Source organism: Candidatus Poriferisocius sp. (assembly GCF_965214065.1).
GTDB lineage: Bacteria > Actinomycetota > Acidimicrobiia > Acidimicrobiales > Bin134 > Poriferisocius.
Genome location: NZ_CBDCAT010000026.1, coordinates 38,710 through 53,342 on the forward strand (window position 1 = coordinate 38,710; position 14,633 = coordinate 53,342).

Here is a 14,633-nt window from a genome sequence, read left to right on the forward strand (position 1 = left end):
GTCACCGAAGCCGCCGCAGCCGCCCGGTAGGGTAGCGGGGTGGCAGCAGGGGCGCGCACCGAGGTGTCTGAGGGGCCGGTGAAGGTGCGAACCGAGGTGTCGCAGGGTCCTTTCGAAGTGCGTACCGAGGTGTTCGAGGGGCCGCTTGATCTTTTGTTGCACTTGATACTGCGCGACGAGGTCGACCTGTACGAGGTGGTGGTGGGCGACATCGTGGACGCCTATCTGGCCGAGCTCGACCGCATGGAAAAGCTTGATTTGGAGGTGGCCACCGAGTTCTTGTTGATCGCGGCCACGCTCGTGCAGCTCAAAAGCAGCCGGCTTTTGCCCGACAGCGCCTCGGTGGACCTCGACGAGGAGCTGGCCCTGTGGAGCGAGCGCGACCTGCTGTTGGCCCGGTTGCTGGAGTGCCACACCTTTAAAGCAGCATCGGCGGCCCTGGAGAAGCTGGCCGCGGCGGCCGGGCGGGGTTTTGGGCGCACCGCGGGGCCCGATGAGCGCTATATGGAGCTGGTGCCCGACTTTTTGGCCGGGACCGCCCCCGACGACCTGCGGGCGGCGTATTTGCGGGCCACCGCCGTTCGGCCCGTGCCCAAGGTGAGCCTGGCCCATGTGACCAACATCCCCTTCACCGTTTACGAAGTGGCCACCGAGCTGGCCGCCCGGCTGCCGGCTGTGGGCCCGGTGGGGTTCAGGGACCTCACCGAGCACTTGGCCACCGGCATCGAGGTGGTGGTGTACTTCTTGGCCGTATTGGAGCTGTACAAGCGGGGGCTGGTGGAGGTTTCGCAGGCAGCGGTGTTCGGGAGCATCACCATCGCCTGGAGCGGCGATGAAGCCGGTGGGGCATCGCTATTGGAGACAGACGCCTATGAGGGATGAGCGCCGGGAGGCCCGCCGGGCGGTGGAGGCCATGGTGATGGTGGCCGAGGAGCCGGTGGCGCCGGGGCTGATGGCCCAGCTCATCGAGATCCCCTCAGCAGAGGTGGAGGCCATCTGCGCCGAGCTGGCCGATGAGTACCGGGCCGAGGGGCGGGGCTTCGAGCTGGTTCGGGCCGCCGGGGGCTACCGCTACCGCAGCCATCCCGACGCCGAGAGCTACGTGAAGCGGTTTGTGGTGAGCGGCCAGAGCGCCCGGCTGTCGTCGGCCGCTTTGGAGACGCTGGCCATCGTGGCCTACAAGCAGCCGCTGTCGCGGGCGCAGGTGTCGGCCATTAGAGGGGTGAACGCCGAGGGGGCCATGCGCACCCTCGAACAGCGGGGCCTTATCTATGAGGCGGGCCGCGACCCCGGCCCGGGCACCGCCCGGCTGTTTGCCACCACCCCGGCGTTTTTGGAGCGCCTGGGCCTCGACTCTTTGCGCGACCTGCCCCCGCTGGTGGATTTCGTGCCCGGCCCCGAGGTGATCGAGGCCTTGGAAACCAGCCTCATGGCCGACAGCCGCCCATCGCCGGCGTCTGGCGGCAACGGCGACGAGGTGGGAAGCGGCGGCTAGGCGCAGGCGTCTTTAGCTAGATCGGCGGGGTTGTCGCCGTAGTCGGCGTTGGCGAGGGCGCGGCAGCTGTTGCGGATGCGGATTTGGAACTGCTCTGGGAAGGTGGCGGCGAGGATGTCGCCGGCTAGCTGGCGGGCGATGGCCTCGCGGCGGGTGTAGGGCAGCGAGCACACGTCGGCCACTCCGTCGCCGTTGGAGTCATGCGGGTAGGTGGTGGGGCCGCCCAGCGACCGGTTGGCGCAAAAGCCCGGCCCGGTGATGACCTCGCCGGAGTAGAAGCCGCTGCCGGCGGGCGGAACTGTCGGCGCAGCGCCCAGGGTTTCGCCGCCGCAGGCCGCGGTGCCCTCGGTGGCGGCGCAGGCCGCGTTCACCAGCATGGTGTAGAGGTCGGCGTGGTGGTTGGCCAGCGCGATCATCGCTTGCTGGCGGGCGATGGCCTCGCGGCGGGTGTAGGGCAGCGAGCACACGTCGGCCACTCCGTCGCCGTTGGAGTCATGCGGGAACGTGGTAGGACCGCCCAGCCACAGACCAATGCAGAAGGTCGGCCCGGTGATGACGCCCGAGTAAAAGAGTCCGTCGTCAGGCGGTACCACAACCGGCGCCGCCGGCTCGTCAGCGGTGGGTTCGGGCTCAGTGGGCTCGGGCTCAGTGGGCTCGGGCTCGCTGCCGGGCTCCAGCCCGGTGTCTTCAGGCTCGGCCGTATCGGGTTCGGGCTCGGAGGTCTCGGGCTCGGTGTCTTCGGGCTCGGCGGTATCGGGTTCGGGCTCGGAGGTCTCGGGCTCGGTGTCTTCGGGCTCGGCGGTATCGGGTTCGGGCTCGGAGGTCTCGGGCTCGGTGTCTTCGGGCTCGGCCGTATCGGGTTCCGGCTCGGTGTCGTTTTCAGGTTCGGTGGTCTCCGCCTCGGTGTCGTCTTCGGGTTCGGTGGTGTCCGGCTCGGCCATTTCGTCTTCCGGGTCGGTGGTGTCGTCTTCGAGCTCGGCGTCGTAAGGCTCAGACGGGGTCGGCCCTATGGCGTTTACGGCGCGAACCTGGAACCGGTAGGTGACGCCGTTGGACAAGCCGGTAACGATGTGGCTGGTGGTGTCGCCGGTGGAGCCCACCATGATGGTCCACGGGTTGTAGGGGCCGTTGCCGGCTCGGTAGCGGATTTCGTAGTACAAGACGCGCGAGCCGCCGTCGAAGCCGGGAGTCCAGGTGAGCGTGGCCTGGGAGTTGCCCGGAGTGGCCGTCAACCCGGTGGGCGGGTCCGGTGTGGTGGCCGGTATGGCGGGCAGCAGCGCGGCGGTGGCCACCGCGCCGTTGCCCTCCAAGTTCACGGCTCGCAGATAGAACCGGTAGGTGTTGCCGTTGGTCAGCCCGGTCACGGTGTAGCCGGTGGTGTGGCGATTGCTGTTGGGCACGGGATACCACACGTTGACGGCCACGCCGTTCTCGTCGTAGGTGTACTCGTAGCGGATGATGGTGCTGCCGTTGTCGTCGCCCGGGGTCCAAGCCAGCGTGACCTGTGAGTCTCCGGGGGTGGCGGTCGCATTGACGGGTTCAGCGGGCACGCTCGGCTGGGCCCCGGCGCCAGGCATCGGGGCCAACAGCGCGCCCACCAGAGCCAGGGCGCCCAAAGCGGCCCACATCGCGACCCGCCGGGCGCTGGAAACGGCGACATAACCCATAGCCATAAGCTTGTGTGGCCCAAATGCTCGGCGGCATCTGGTAGCGCATGCCATGGTAGCCCCTCATGGGCAGCGATCCTGAGCGGATACAGAAGGTGCTGGCTCGGGCGGGGGTGGCCAGCCGGCGGGCGGTGGAGGAGATGGTGGCCGAGGGCCGCATCACCGTCAACGGCGAGGCGGCCCGGCTGGGCCAGCGGATAGATCCCGAGCACGATTCGGTGGCGGTGGACGGGGTCTCGGTGGGGCTGCGGGCCGATCTGGTGTACTACCTATTGAACAAGCCCCCCGGCGCGGTCTCTACCGCTTCTGACCCCGAAGGGCGGCCCACGGTGGTGGAGATGGTGCCCCCCGAGCCCCGGGTATTCTCGGTGGGGCGCCTCGACGCCGACAGCGAGGGGCTGTTGTTGTTGACCAACGACGGGGAGCTGACCCACCGCCTCACCCACCCCTCGTTCGGGGTGGACAAGGAGTATCTGGCCCAGGTGCAGGGCCGTCCCAGCCGGGGGGCGCTGCGGCGGCTGCGCGAGGGGGTGGAGTTAGACGACGGCGCGGCCCGGGCCACGGCGGTGTCGCTCTTGGAGCCCTCGGTGGTTCGCATCGTGGTCCACGAGGGCCGCAACCGCCTGGTGCGGCGGATGTGCGAGGCGGTGGGCCACCCGGTGCTGCGCCTGGTGCGCACCCGCATCGGCCCGCTGGCCGACCGCAGCCTTGCCCCCGGCCAGTGGCGGGAGCTCGACCCCGGCGAAGTGCGGGCCTTGGAGCGCAGCGGAACCACTCCAGGATCTGAGTGCGAGCCCGGCGGCGGGGGTCGGTAGAATCGGGGGTGTGAGCCGCGCCGTGCGGGCCCTGCGGGGCGCCACCACCATCGACGACGACACCGCCGAGCAGATCGAAGAGCGGATCATCGCGCTGTTGACCGAGCTGTTCGACCGCAACGACATCCACCACGACGACCTGATCAGCATCGTGTTTACCGCCACCTCCGACATCAACTCGGTGTTTCCGGCGGCGCCGGCCCGGAAATTCGGCTTGGGCGATGTGCCGCTGTTGTGCGCCCAAGAGCTCGACATCGTGGGGGGCACGCCGCTTTGTCTGCGGGTGCTCATCCATCTGAACACCGAGCGGGGGCGCGACGAGCTCCACCACATCTACCTGGAAGGCGCCCAGGGCCTGCGCGACGACCTTCCCGAGTGATGGCGGCTCATCGGGCAGCCATCGTCGGCACCGGCCTCATCGGCGCCTCCATCGGCCTGGCCCTGCGGGAACGAGGCTGGCAAGTGGTGGGCACCGACCAAGACGAGTCGGTGGCCGCTGAGGCTCTGCGCCGGGGGGCCCTCGACGCGGTGGGGCCCCCCACCGGCGCCGACATCACTTTTGTGGCCACCCCGGTAGGGGCGGCCGCCGCCGAGGCCCGCAAGGCGCTGGGGGCCAGCGATGGGCTGGTCACCGATGTGGGCAGCGTGAAGGCCTCCATCGTGGCTGAGGTGGCCGACCGCCGATTCGTGGGCGGACACCCGATGGCGGGCAGCGAGCAGGAGGGGGTGGCCGGCGCCCGGGCCGACCTGTTCCAGAACGCGGTGTGGGTTCTCACCCCAACCGACGAGACCGACGACGACTCTTTGGTGCAGATCCGATCGGTGGTGGCCTCGCTGGGCGCCGACGTGGTGTCGCTGGCCCCCGAGCGCCACGACGCGCTGGTGGCGGTGGTGTCGCACGTGCCCCATCTCACCGCAGCCACCCTCATGTCGCTGGCCGACGAGCGATCCGATGAGCACCGGGCGATGCTGCGGCTGGCCGCAGGCGGATTCCGGGACATGACCCGCATCGCTTCGGGACACCCCGGAATCTGGCCGGACATCTGCGAGGAGAACGCCGAGGCCATTTGCTCGGTTTTGGACCGGTTCATCGACGCACTGGGCGATGTGCGCTGCCTGGTGGCCGAGGGCGATAGAGGCGGGCTGCTGGATCTGCTGGAGAAGGCTCGAGCAGCCCGGGTGCATCTGCCCGCCGGCATGGATCGAGAGGTGGCGCTGGCCGAGATCAGGGTGCCCGTATTCGACCGTCCCGGCGAGCTGGCCCGCATCACCAGCTTGACCACCGACATCGGGGTGAACATCTACGACCTGGAGATCGCCCACTCGGTGGAGGGCAGCCAGGGCGTGGCCATCTTGGTGGTCGACGACGAGGCGATGGGGAGCCTGTTGGACGCTCTGAGGCAGCAGGGTTACGCCCCGTCTTCAAGACCTTTGTCGTGAGCGCGATCACTATTGAGGGCTCGCAGCGCTTCACCGGGCGGCTTCGGGTTCCGGGAGACAAGTCGATCTCGCACCGGGCGTTGATGATCGCTGCTGTGGGCCGCCGGCCGTGCACCATCTCGGGCCTGTCCGACGGCGATGATGTGACCCGCACCCGTTTGGCGGTGCAGGCTCTGGGGGCGCAGGTTGAGGTCCATGGCACCGGGGAGGTGACGGTGGCTGGCGGGCTGGCCGGGGTGCCCGGCGCCATCTATCTCGGGAACTCCGGCACCGGTATCCGGCTGCTGGCCGGTTTGGTGGCCGGATACCACTTCACCACCACCCTGGACGGCGACGCCTCCATCCGCCGCCGGCCCATGGATCGGATCATCGAGCCGCTGTCGGCTATGGGGGCGTCGGTGCGGGGCAGCGGGTCGGGCGGCACCCTGGCGCCTTTGACGGTGCAGGGCCGCCCGCTGCGGGGCATCGACTACACCTTGCCGGTGGCCTCGGCCCAAGTGAAGAGCGCGGTGCTGCTAGCGGCCTTGCGGGCTGAGGGCCCCACCGCCGTTCACGAGCCGGTGCCCACCAGGGCCCACACCGAGGAGATGCTGGCCGACGCCGGCGTGCGGGTGGAGCGGGGGGGCGGTTCGGTGACCGTTTGGCCCGGCGAAGTGGAGCCGCCCCATTCAATAGGCATACCCGGCGACCCTTCGCAGGCCGCTTTCTGGCTGGTGGGGGCGTGCATGGCCCCCGACAGCGACCTCACGGTGGAAAACGTGTACCTCGGCCCGGCCCGGGGCGGCTTCGTCGACGTGCTGGCCCGCATGGGGGCCGACATTTCGGTTGACCCCGACTCTGGTGACATCCGGGCTTGCACCAGCGAGCTGAGAGCCACCCGGGTGAGCGCCGACGAGCTGCCTGGCTGCATCGACGAGGTGCCCATATTGGCGGTGGCCGCGGCGGCGGCCGAGGGGGTCACGGTATTCGAGGGGATTGGCGAGCTTCGGGTCAAAGAAAGCGACCGGGTGGCGTCCATCATCGAGATGCTCAACGGGTTTGGGGCCCAGACTGAGATCGACGGCGAGGCTTTGGCGGTGGCGGGAGTCGGGAGACTGGGCGGCGGTACGGTGGACTCCCATGGGGATCACCGGATGGCGATGGCCGCGGCCATCGCCGGCGCAGCGGGTTCGGCGTCGGTGACCGTCGAGGGGTTCGAGGCCACCGCCACCAGCTATCCGGGCTTTGCCCGAGACCTGAGCCGCGTCACAGGATGGTCTCCATGAGCACTGGTGCCGAGCCAACCGGGCCGCGCCTGAGGGTGATCGCCATCGACGGGCCGGCGGGTTCGGGCAAGTCGACGGTGGCTCGGCGGCTGGCCGAGCGCCTCGGGCTGGAGTACCTCGACACCGGGGCCATGTACCGGTCGGTGGCGTTCGCGGCCATGGCCCGGGAGGTTGACCTGGCCGACTCCGACGCCATCGTGGAGGTGGCCCGAACCAGCGACATCCGAATCGACGACACCGCGGTGGTGGTCGACGGGGTGGATGCCACCACCCAGATCCGAGGCCCGGAGGTGACCCGGTCGGTGAGCACGGTGGCGGCCATCTCCGGGGTGCGAGATGTGCTGCGGGTGCGCCAGCGGGCGTGGGCGATGGAGCGCGGCGGCGGCGTGCTCGAGGGCCGCGACATCGGCACGGTGGTGTTCCCCGACGCCGAGCTGAAGGTGTATCTGAGCGCCTCGGTCGAGGTGCGCGCCGAGCGCCGCGCGGGCGAGGTGAGCGCCCTCGACTACGAGACAGTGGCCGCCGACCTGGCCGCCAGGGACGCGGCCGACTCCACCCGCCAGCACGACCCTTTGAGCCAGGCCCCCGACGCCATACACATCGACACCACCCGCCTCTCCGTCGACGAGGTGGTGGACAAGCTGATCGCCCGGCTGGGATGAGGCTGCCGTGGTGCCCGCCGATCGCCCTGCTGCCATGAGCCCGGCCGAGCTTCGCCCCGAGGATCTAGAGGCCAAGGGCCGGGTGGCGGGCGTGGTGTTCCACTTCTTTATCCAGCGGCTGGCCCGGGCGGTGTTCGGGGCGTACTTCCGCTGCTACACCCGAGGGCGGCGCAACCTGCCCCGCACCGGCGGGGTGATCATCGCCCCCACCCACCGCTCCAACCTGGACACGCTTTTGGTGGGGGCGTCGGCAGGGCGGGCACCGCGCTATTTCGCCAAGAGCGGTCTGTTCAGGGGTCCGATCACCACCCGGTTCTTGGTGACCATGGGCGCGTTTCCCGTCCGCCGGGAGATGGTGGACCGCAGCGCGCTGAAAGCGGCGCTGACCGTGCTGGAGGCCGAAAAGGCGCTGGTGGTGTTCCCCGAGGGGGAGCGCAAGTCGGGCCCCCGCATCTTCCCGCTGCTGAACGGGGTGGCCTGGCTGGCGGCCAAGGCCCAAGTGCCGGTGGTGCCGGTGGCTGTCGGGGGCGCCGAGCGGGCCATGGGCATCGGCGTAAAGATGCCCCGGCCCCGCACCGTTCGGATCGTGTGGGGAGAGCCGCTGGCGCCGCCCGACGTCGACGACCGGGGCCGCCACGACCGGGAGGACTTGATCGCCTACTCCTCAGAGCTGCGGGAAATCCTCCAGACCATGTTCGACAACCTGCAACAAGAGCTGGGCATACCCATCGAGAGACCCGAGGACTCGGAGTGAATCAGCTCAGCGGCTGGCGGTGAGGACGTCTAGGACATCGCTGGCGGCTACTTGGCGGTCCACCATCTTTTGAGGATTCGGCGAGCCTCCCAGGCTGAACGACGCTAAGGCGCCGGAGGCCTCGATGAGCTCTCGGAGATTGCGGGGCGGGGGGAAGTACTCGTCTTCGCCGGTGACCGAGATCTCCTCGATGCCCTGCTCGGGGGCCAGGCGCTCCAGCACCTCGTTGATCAGCTCCTCGGGCGCCGACGCCCCCGCGGTGACCCCCACCACCCCGGAGATGTCGTCGGGCAGCTCAGAGGCCCGATTCACCCGGTACACGTTTTGGCAGCCCAGCTCGCGGGCCAGCTTCTCCAGCGCCTGGGTGTTGGAGGAGTTGGCCGAGCCCACCACCACAAAGGTGTCGCACCGCCGGACGATGGCGGTGAGGGCGGCCTGGCGGTTGGTGGTGGCGAAGCACAGGTCGCTGCGCCCCGGTGTCCACATGTCGGGGAACCGGCGGCGGGCGGCGTGCAGCACGCCCTCCCAGTCGCGGTGCGAAAGCGTGGTCTGGGCCAAAAGGGCCACCGGCTCGTCAAAATCGGGCAGCGCCTCCACGTCGTCGGTGCACTCCACCGGATGGATGGCCTTGGGGGCCACCGCCATGGTGCCCACCGCCTCTTCGTGGTCTTCGTGGCCGACGTAGATGATGCGGTAGCCCTTGTTGGACCGAACCTTCACCTCGTGGTGCACCTTGGTGACCAGCGGGCACACCGCATCGACCATGTAGCTGGCCTGCTCGCTGGCCGCGGCCACCACTTCGGGGGCCGAGCCGTGGGCCGACAGCATGATCGGGTGGCCGGGAGGCACCTCGGAGATGTCGTCGACGAACACCACGCCGAGCTTCTCAAAGCGGCGGACCACCAGCTTGTTGTGGACGATCTCGTGGTAGCAGTACACCGGGCCGTCGAAAGTGCGAACCAGCCAGGCCAGCGCCTTGATGGCCATCTCCACGCCGGCGCAGAAACCCCGGGGAGCGGCCAACATCACCTTCTCCACTTGCACAGGGCCAATCTAGCGGTCTGATCCCGGTTCTCGAGAACCATGTTCTGGGCAGGGGGCGGGGCCTCGTATCATTCCGTTCATGTCCGCGCCTCGGATCACCGCTGTCGCCGACGGCTCCGCGGCTGAGCGGTTCGGCCTGCGGGTCGGCGACGAGCTTCTGGCCATAAACGGCAGCGTTCCCAAAGACGTGATCGAGTACCAGATGCTGGTGGACGAGCCGGAGCTGAGCCTCGATGTGCGGCGCGACGCGGTGGTGCTGGAGTTGGACGTGCACAAGCCCGCTGGGGCGCCGCTGGGCGCGCAGGTGGACTCGGCGCTGTTCGACCGGGTGCGGACCTGCGACAACCACTGCGAGTTCTGCTTCATCTACCAGCTTCCGCCTGGGCTGCGGCCCAGCCTGTACATGAAAGACGACGACTACCGGCTCTCGTTTCTGTACGGGAACTTCACCACCTTGACCCGGTTCACCGAGGCCGACTTGGAGCGGGTGGTGACCGAGCGGCTGTCGCCGCTGAACGTGAGCATCCACGCCACCGACCCCGATGTGCGGGCCGCCATGTTGCGCAATCGCCGGGGGGCCACCAGCCTGCGCTGGCTGCGGGCGCTGTTGGACCACGGCATCGAGGTGAACGGGCAGGTGGTGGTGTGCCCCGGCGTGAACGACGGCGACGTGCTGGAGGACACCCTGGCCGGGGTGGCCGACGAGTACCCCGAGCTGGCCAGCGTGTGCGTGGTGCCCCTCGGGGTGTCGCGCCACACCTCTGAGCCCCGGCTGCGGCCCCACACCGCCGCCGAGGCGGCCGCGGTGGTAGAGGCGGTACACGAGTGGCAGGCCATCAACCAGCGGATTCTGGGCCGCCGCCTGGTGTTCGCCGCCGACGAGTACTACCTGCTGGGCGGGGTCGGGTTCCCCGGCCCCGAGGCCTACGAGGGCTTCGGCATGCACGAGGACGGGGTGGGCATGGCGACCACCCTTCAGATGGAGTTCATGGGCCAGGCTGTCGGGGTGACCGGGACCCAGGCTGGTTTTTTCGCCTGGGTTGAGGGGGCGCCGGCCGCCGGCTATCGGGCTCCGCGAGCCGACGGGTCGACGCCGGTTGGGCTGCGGCCCCGTCGGGGTGCGCCGACGGCGGTGGTGACCGGGGAGTACGGGGCGGCGGTTTTGGCCCCGCTGGTGGCCTCTTTGGGCCGCGACGATGTGCGAGTGGTGGCGGTGGAGAACCAGTTCTTCGGGGGGACAACCGCGGTGGCCGGGCTTTTGGTGGGCGCCGACATCGCCCGCACCCTGGCCGGCGAGCCGGAGGGCCACCGCTATCTGCTGCCCGACGTGTGCCTGTCGCAGGGCATGTTCTTGGACGGCACCCGCCCGGGCGACCTGCCCCGCCCCGTGGAGGTGGTGGCCACCGACGGGGCCGCGCTCAAAGAGGCGCTCGGTGGCTAGCCCGATGCCCACTGTGGCCATTGTGGGGCGGCCCAACGTGGGCAAGTCCACGCTGATGAACCGCATCTTGGGCCGCCGGGAGGCCATCGTGGCCGAGCAGCCCGGCATCACCCGCGACCGCAAGGAGATGCCCGCGCACTGGCAGGGACAGGAGTTCACCGTGGTGGACACCGGCGGCTGGCTGCCCCAGGGCTCAGGCGACAACGCCTCGATGGACGCCAAGGTGTCGGCCCAAAGCGAGAAGTCGATGGCTAGAGCCGATGTGGTGGTGATGGTGGTGGACTCCCATGCCGGCGTCACCGCCGATGACGAGGGGGTGGCGGGGCGGCTGCGGGGCCGCCACGGCCCGGTGCTGGTGGCGGTCAACAAGGTGGACGACGAGGCCCACGAAAACCTCATCTGGGAGTTCGTGAAGCTGGGCTTGGGCGACCCGTTCCCGGTGAGCGCGCTCCACGGCCGGGGAGTGGGGGACCTGCTGGACGCGGTGACCGCGGCGTTCCCCGAGAAATCGGCCGAAGAGGCCCCCGCCGGCGCTGAGCCGGAGTCTGATGACGCCATGGTGTCGGAGGCTGGGTCTGACCCCCGGTCGAAAATGGTGTCGGTGGCCATCGTGGGGCGGCCCAACGCCGGCAAATCCACCCTGTTCAACCACCTCATCGGCGACGACCGCTCGGTGGTCCACGACCAGCCGGGCACCACCCGCGACGCCATCGACACCGTGGTGGAAACCGAGCTGGGGCCGATCCGGTTCGTGGACACCGCGGGCATGCGCCGCCGGGCCCGCATCGACCAGGCCGCGGAGTACTACTCGCTGCTGCGGGCGCTGGCCGCGGTGGACCGCTCCGACATCGCCTTGTTGGTGGTGGACTCCACCGTGGGGGTGACCCACCAAGACCAGCGCCTCGCCGAGCGGGTGGATGCCGCCGGCTGCCCGATCGTGGTGCTTTTGAACAAGTGGGACCTGCTCGACACCGAGGCCCGCAAGGCGATCGCCACAGACATCGACCGGAGGCTGCACTTTCTGGGCGATGCGGCGGTGCTGCGGGTAAGCGCCCTGTCGGGCAAGGGGGTCAACCGGCTGCTGCCCGAGCTGCGGGGGGTGATCTCCGAATACCGGCGGCGCATCCCCACCCAGGCGGTGAACCGGGTGCTGCGCGACGCCCAGGCCGCCCATCCCGCCCCCGACGGCGTGCGGGTGCTCTACGCCACCCAGGGGGCGACCGATCCCCCCACCTTCACGCTGTTCGCCAACCGGACCCTGCCCCGCACCTATCTGCGCTACCTGGAGCGCAGCCTCCGGGAGTCGTTCGACTTGGGGTCGGTTCCGGTCAAGCTCCGGGTTCGCCGCCGGTCGGGGGAGTAATTGCGGCAAAAGCGGGAAGAACTCCCCGAAATGGCGGGGTAGCCTTCGGAAATGGAGAACCTCCTCCTCGTGATCGTCGCGGGCGTGTGCGCGGCGGCTTCAGGGGTGTTCGCGCGGTCGGCCCGGCACCGCTATCGGTTCTTGCTCCGGGTGGAGCACACCCATGCCGGCGTGGGGTACGACGAAGAGGGCAAGGATGCCTACGAGGCGGCCTACACGCTGGCCCAGTCCAGCTACCGCCGCGACGCCCACGCCGCCCTTTTGTACGCCGCGCTGATGGTTGTTGCCGCGCTGATGGCGGCGGTTGAGTCCCGGGCGGCGACCGCCATCTTGGTGCTGGTGGTGGTGCCGGCCCTGTTCCCGCTCTGGTGGGGGCGCCGCTCAGTGGCCGAGGCCCGGCTCACCCAGGAGCGATTCGAGATGGAGCGCCGGGCCGAGGAGACGCTGAGCCAGGGCGATCTCGCTCCGCTGGCCTGGGCCGACCGGCTGGCCCCCGACGACTTGCCCGACTTCGCCGGCTATGAGATGGGCCGGGTGTACCAGGCGGGCGAAGGGGTGATGGCCGGCGACTTCTTCGACGTGTTCCGGGTAGGCCCGACCCGGGTGGCCGCGGTGATCGGCGATGTGGCCGGCCGCGGCATCGAGTCTTCGATCACCGCCTTCCAGGCCAAGTACCTGCTCCGGGTGTTTTTGCGCCAGTTCCGCGACCCGGCTCAAGCCCTAGAGGAGCTGAACGCCCAGATGTCGTCTATCGAGCGGGCCGAAGAGTTCATCTCGGTGGTGATCGTGGTGTTCGACACCGAGGCCCAGACCATGCGCTACGCCTCGGCGGGCCACCCGGCGGCCTGGCTGTGGCACGAGCGGGAGGTGCAGCCGCTGCGGGCCACCGGCGCCTTGTTGATGCTCGACCCCAACAGCTCCTTTTTCAGCAAGGAGATCCCCCTCGACACCGGCGACATGGTGCTGATGTACACCGACGGCCTGGCCGAGGTGCGCTACGGCGACGCCCAGTTCGGCGAGGACCGCATCGCCATGCACCTGCGGCGCGATCCCACCGTGTCGCCCGACGTGTTGTGCAAGTCGCTATTGGAGGCCGCGCGGGACTTCGCCGACGGCACCATCGGCGACGACGTGGCCATCTTGGCCGTCCGCCGGGCCTGATCTGTTTCGGCCCGCCCGGATCAGCGGGCGGGCGCTGCGCTACCGGGAGGAGGCGCCGCTTCGGGACTTGCCTGTGGCCTGGCGGTGCGGGCGACCATGTGGCCTGCCCTTCGACTTGTTTCCGCCGCGGCCGCTGCCTTGTCGGTCGGATCGGTTGCGTTGTCCTTGGGAGTTGCCGTTTGATCGGCGACCGTCGCGGTTGTTGTCCCGGTCGGGCCGGCTGCGCCGGTTCTGGTGGTTGCCATTCGGCTTCCTGTCGGTGCGGTCGGCTTCGTGGTGATGAGCCGGCTTGTGGCGGCGGGCGGGCGCTGCGCTGTGTTCTAGGGGCCTGGGGCTGGTGATGGGCTCATTGAGGTCGAGCTGCTCTTGAATCTTCTTGGTGTCGGCGTGTTGGCCGCTTTGGACCAGCGACACCACCAGACCGGTCTGGCCGGCGCGGGCGGTGCGGCCCGAGCGGTGCAGGTATGCCTTGTGATCCTCGGGCGGGTCGAAGTGGATGACGCAGGCCACCGAATCCACGTGGATCCCTCGAGCGGCTACGTCGGTGGCGATCAGAGCCTCGACCTGGCCGTTGATGAACTCTTTGAGCGTTCGGGTGCGGCGGTTCTGGGCGTGGCCGCCGTGGATGGCAGCGGCCTTGACGCCGCGCTGGGTGAGCTGGCGGGCCAGCCGGTCTGACCCGTGCCGGGTGCGGCAGAACACGATGGTCGGGCCGGCGGCGGTGATCGCGTCGGCGCAGACGCCGACTCGCTCGGTCTTTTCGACCGTCCAGAACCGGTGATCGGCCGACCTGATGTCGGGGGTGGCGTCGCCTACCTCATGGGTGATGGGGCGATGCTGGTAGTCGCGGGTGATCTTGGCCACGTCACTGTCGAGCGTGGCCGAGAACATGACGGTCTGGCGCCGGTCGGCGGTTTGGTCGAGGATGCGCCTGACGGCGGGGAGGAAGCCCATGTCGGCCATGCGGTCGGCTTCGTCGATGACCACCTGGTCGGCTTCGTGCAGGCTCACCGCCCGCTGGTCGATCAGGTCTTCGAGCCGACCGGGACAGGCCACCAAGATGTCGACGCCCCGCTGAAGCTGCTTTCGCTGGTTGGTGTAGCCGACGCCACCGTAAACGGCGGCCACGGTGACCGGACCGGAGATCGAGCGGAGCTCCGATGCGATCTGGTCGGCGAGCTCGCGGGTGGGCGACAAGATCAGCGCCCGCGGCCGCCGGGGACGGGCTTGTTCGACGTTGGCGATCAGCGGGATGCCGAAGGCCAGCGTCTTGCCCGACCCGGTGGGGGCTCGACCGCAGATGTCTCGGCCTTCCATGGCGTCGGCTATGACGGCGGATTGGATCTCGAACGGCTTGTGGATGCCGCTGCGCTCGAGCGCGCGGCAGATGGATTCGGGCACGCCCAGCTGGGCGAAAGTGGGGGGCATGGGGCTCCTTGCCCGCGTTGGGCGGGCGCTTGGGGGATGGTCGGCGCCTGTTTTCGTCAGCGTGGCGCAATTCATCTTCGGGCAGCTTGCCCGGCATC

Annotated in this window: 14 protein-coding genes; 11 read left to right on the forward strand and 3 right to left on the reverse strand. The window is 69.4% G+C overall.

Annotation, left to right across the window (positions count from 1 at the left end):
* Window positions 1-39 precede the first annotated feature (39 nt).
* Together ACOOGG_RS04380 and scpB are read left to right on the forward strand one after the other, a co-directional pair.
* Window positions 40-882 carry a segregation and condensation protein A gene (locus ACOOGG_RS04380; protein ID WP_420432668.1) on the forward strand — a complete coding sequence of 281 codons (843 nt, stop codon included), beginning with the start codon at window positions 40-42 and terminating at the stop codon, window positions 880-882.
* Window positions 872-1,495, forward strand: a complete 624-nt coding sequence (gene scpB / locus ACOOGG_RS04385; RefSeq protein ID WP_420432670.1) for an SMC-Scp complex subunit ScpB — start codon at window positions 872-874, stop codon at window positions 1,493-1,495. The genes ACOOGG_RS04380 and scpB overlap by 11 nt, the downstream gene beginning before the upstream one ends.
* Here the strand turns inward: scpB and ACOOGG_RS04390 are convergent.
* A complete protein-coding gene (locus tag ACOOGG_RS04390) occupies window positions 1,492-3,162 on the reverse strand; it encodes a fibronectin type III domain-containing protein (protein ID WP_420432672.1) in 1,671 nt (556 codons plus the stop codon). The two genes, scpB and ACOOGG_RS04390, sit on opposite strands and share 4 nt — an antisense overlap.
* A 65-nt stretch (window positions 3,163-3,227) precedes the next feature.
* On the opposite strand from ACOOGG_RS04390, the gene ACOOGG_RS04395 reads away from it, so the two are divergent.
* Genes ACOOGG_RS04395 through ACOOGG_RS04420 form a run of 6 tightly spaced genes read left to right on the forward strand, consistent with a single transcriptional unit; the run spans window position 3,228 to window position 8,098 of the window.
* A complete protein-coding gene (locus ACOOGG_RS04395) occupies window positions 3,228-3,977 on the forward strand; it encodes a pseudouridine synthase (RefSeq protein WP_420432674.1) in 750 nt (249 codons plus the stop codon).
* Between the two features lie 10 nt (window positions 3,978-3,987).
* Window positions 3,988-4,356, forward strand: coding sequence for a chorismate mutase (gene aroH / locus ACOOGG_RS04400; RefSeq protein ID WP_420432676.1), 369 nt, complete (start codon window positions 3,988-3,990; stop codon window positions 4,354-4,356).
* Window positions 4,356-5,417, forward strand: a complete 1,062-nt coding sequence (locus tag ACOOGG_RS04405) for a prephenate dehydrogenase/arogenate dehydrogenase family protein (RefSeq protein WP_420432678.1) — start codon at window positions 4,356-4,358, stop codon at window positions 5,415-5,417. The genes aroH and ACOOGG_RS04405 overlap by 1 nt, the downstream gene beginning before the upstream one ends.
* The gene (gene aroA / locus ACOOGG_RS04410; protein WP_420432680.1) at window positions 5,414-6,682 is read left to right on the forward strand and encodes a 3-phosphoshikimate 1-carboxyvinyltransferase; all 1,269 of its coding nucleotides are present in this window, start codon (window positions 5,414-5,416) and stop codon (window positions 6,680-6,682) included. Before ACOOGG_RS04405 ends, aroA begins: the two co-directional genes overlap by 4 nt.
* Complete coding sequence (gene cmk / locus ACOOGG_RS04415; RefSeq protein WP_420432682.1) at window positions 6,679-7,344, forward strand: (d)CMP kinase; 666 nt, start codon at window positions 6,679-6,681, stop codon at window positions 7,342-7,344. Before aroA ends, cmk begins: the two co-directional genes overlap by 4 nt.
* Before the next feature lie 10 nt (window positions 7,345-7,354).
* A complete protein-coding gene (locus ACOOGG_RS04420; protein WP_420432684.1) occupies window positions 7,355-8,098 on the forward strand; it encodes a lysophospholipid acyltransferase family protein in 744 nt (247 codons plus the stop codon).
* Between the two features lie 6 nt (window positions 8,099-8,104).
* Here the strand turns inward: ACOOGG_RS04420 and ispH are convergent, their stop codons facing one another.
* Window positions 8,105-9,142 carry a 4-hydroxy-3-methylbut-2-enyl diphosphate reductase gene (gene ispH / locus ACOOGG_RS04425; RefSeq protein ID WP_420432686.1) on the reverse strand — a complete coding sequence of 346 codons (1,038 nt, stop codon included), beginning with the start codon at window positions 9,140-9,142 and terminating at the stop codon, window positions 8,105-8,107.
* A gap of 79 nt (window positions 9,143-9,221) precedes the next feature.
* Between ispH and ACOOGG_RS04430 the strand changes: the two genes are divergently transcribed.
* The 3 genes from ACOOGG_RS04430 to ACOOGG_RS04440 are packed head-to-tail and all read left to right on the forward strand — an operon-like array spanning window position 9,222 to window position 13,107.
* Window positions 9,222-10,583, forward strand: a complete 1,362-nt coding sequence (locus ACOOGG_RS04430) for a DUF512 domain-containing protein (RefSeq protein WP_420432688.1) — start codon at window positions 9,222-9,224, stop codon at window positions 10,581-10,583.
* The gene (der, locus tag ACOOGG_RS04435; RefSeq protein ID WP_420432690.1) at window positions 10,576-11,946 is read left to right on the forward strand and encodes a ribosome biogenesis GTPase Der; all 1,371 of its coding nucleotides are present in this window, start codon (window positions 10,576-10,578) and stop codon (window positions 11,944-11,946) included. Before ACOOGG_RS04430 ends, der begins: the two co-directional genes overlap by 8 nt.
* Window positions 11,947-11,997: 51 nt before the next feature.
* Window positions 11,998-13,107: a PP2C family protein-serine/threonine phosphatase gene (locus ACOOGG_RS04440; protein WP_420432692.1), complete on the forward strand. Its 1,110-nt coding sequence runs from the start codon at window positions 11,998-12,000 to the stop codon at window positions 13,105-13,107.
* Between the two features lie 39 nt (window positions 13,108-13,146).
* On the opposite strand, the gene ACOOGG_RS04445 is transcribed toward ACOOGG_RS04440, so the two are convergent.
* Window positions 13,147-14,535, reverse strand: a complete 1,389-nt coding sequence (locus ACOOGG_RS04445; protein ID WP_420432694.1) for a DEAD/DEAH box helicase — start codon at window positions 14,533-14,535, stop codon at window positions 13,147-13,149.
* Between the last annotated feature and the right edge of the window lie 98 nt (window positions 14,536-14,633).

What these genes read in the sequence shown, in the direction of transcription:
- scpB (WP_420432670.1), top strand. Translation starts at nt 872, where the DNA reads ATGAGGGATGAGCGCCGGGAGGCCCGCCGGGCGGTGGAGGCCATGGTG.
- ACOOGG_RS04390 (WP_420432672.1), bottom strand. Translation starts at nt 3,162, where the DNA reads ATGGGTTATGTCGCCGTTTCCAGCGCCCGGCGGGTCGCGATGTGGGCC.
- ACOOGG_RS04395 (WP_420432674.1), top strand. Translation starts at nt 3,228, where the DNA reads ATGGGCAGCGATCCTGAGCGGATACAGAAGGTGCTGGCTCGGGCGGGG.
- ACOOGG_RS04405 (WP_420432678.1), top strand. Translation starts at nt 4,356, where the DNA reads ATGGCGGCTCATCGGGCAGCCATCGTCGGCACCGGCCTCATCGGCGCC.
- cmk (WP_420432682.1), top strand. Translation starts at nt 6,679, where the DNA reads ATGAGCACTGGTGCCGAGCCAACCGGGCCGCGCCTGAGGGTGATCGCC.
- ACOOGG_RS04430 (WP_420432688.1), top strand. Translation starts at nt 9,222, where the DNA reads ATGTCCGCGCCTCGGATCACCGCTGTCGCCGACGGCTCCGCGGCTGAG.
- ACOOGG_RS04440 (WP_420432692.1), top strand. Translation starts at nt 11,998, where the DNA reads ATGGAGAACCTCCTCCTCGTGATCGTCGCGGGCGTGTGCGCGGCGGCT.
- ACOOGG_RS04445 (WP_420432694.1), bottom strand. Translation starts at nt 14,535, where the DNA reads ATGCCCCCCACTTTCGCCCAGCTGGGCGTGCCCGAATCCATCTGCCGC.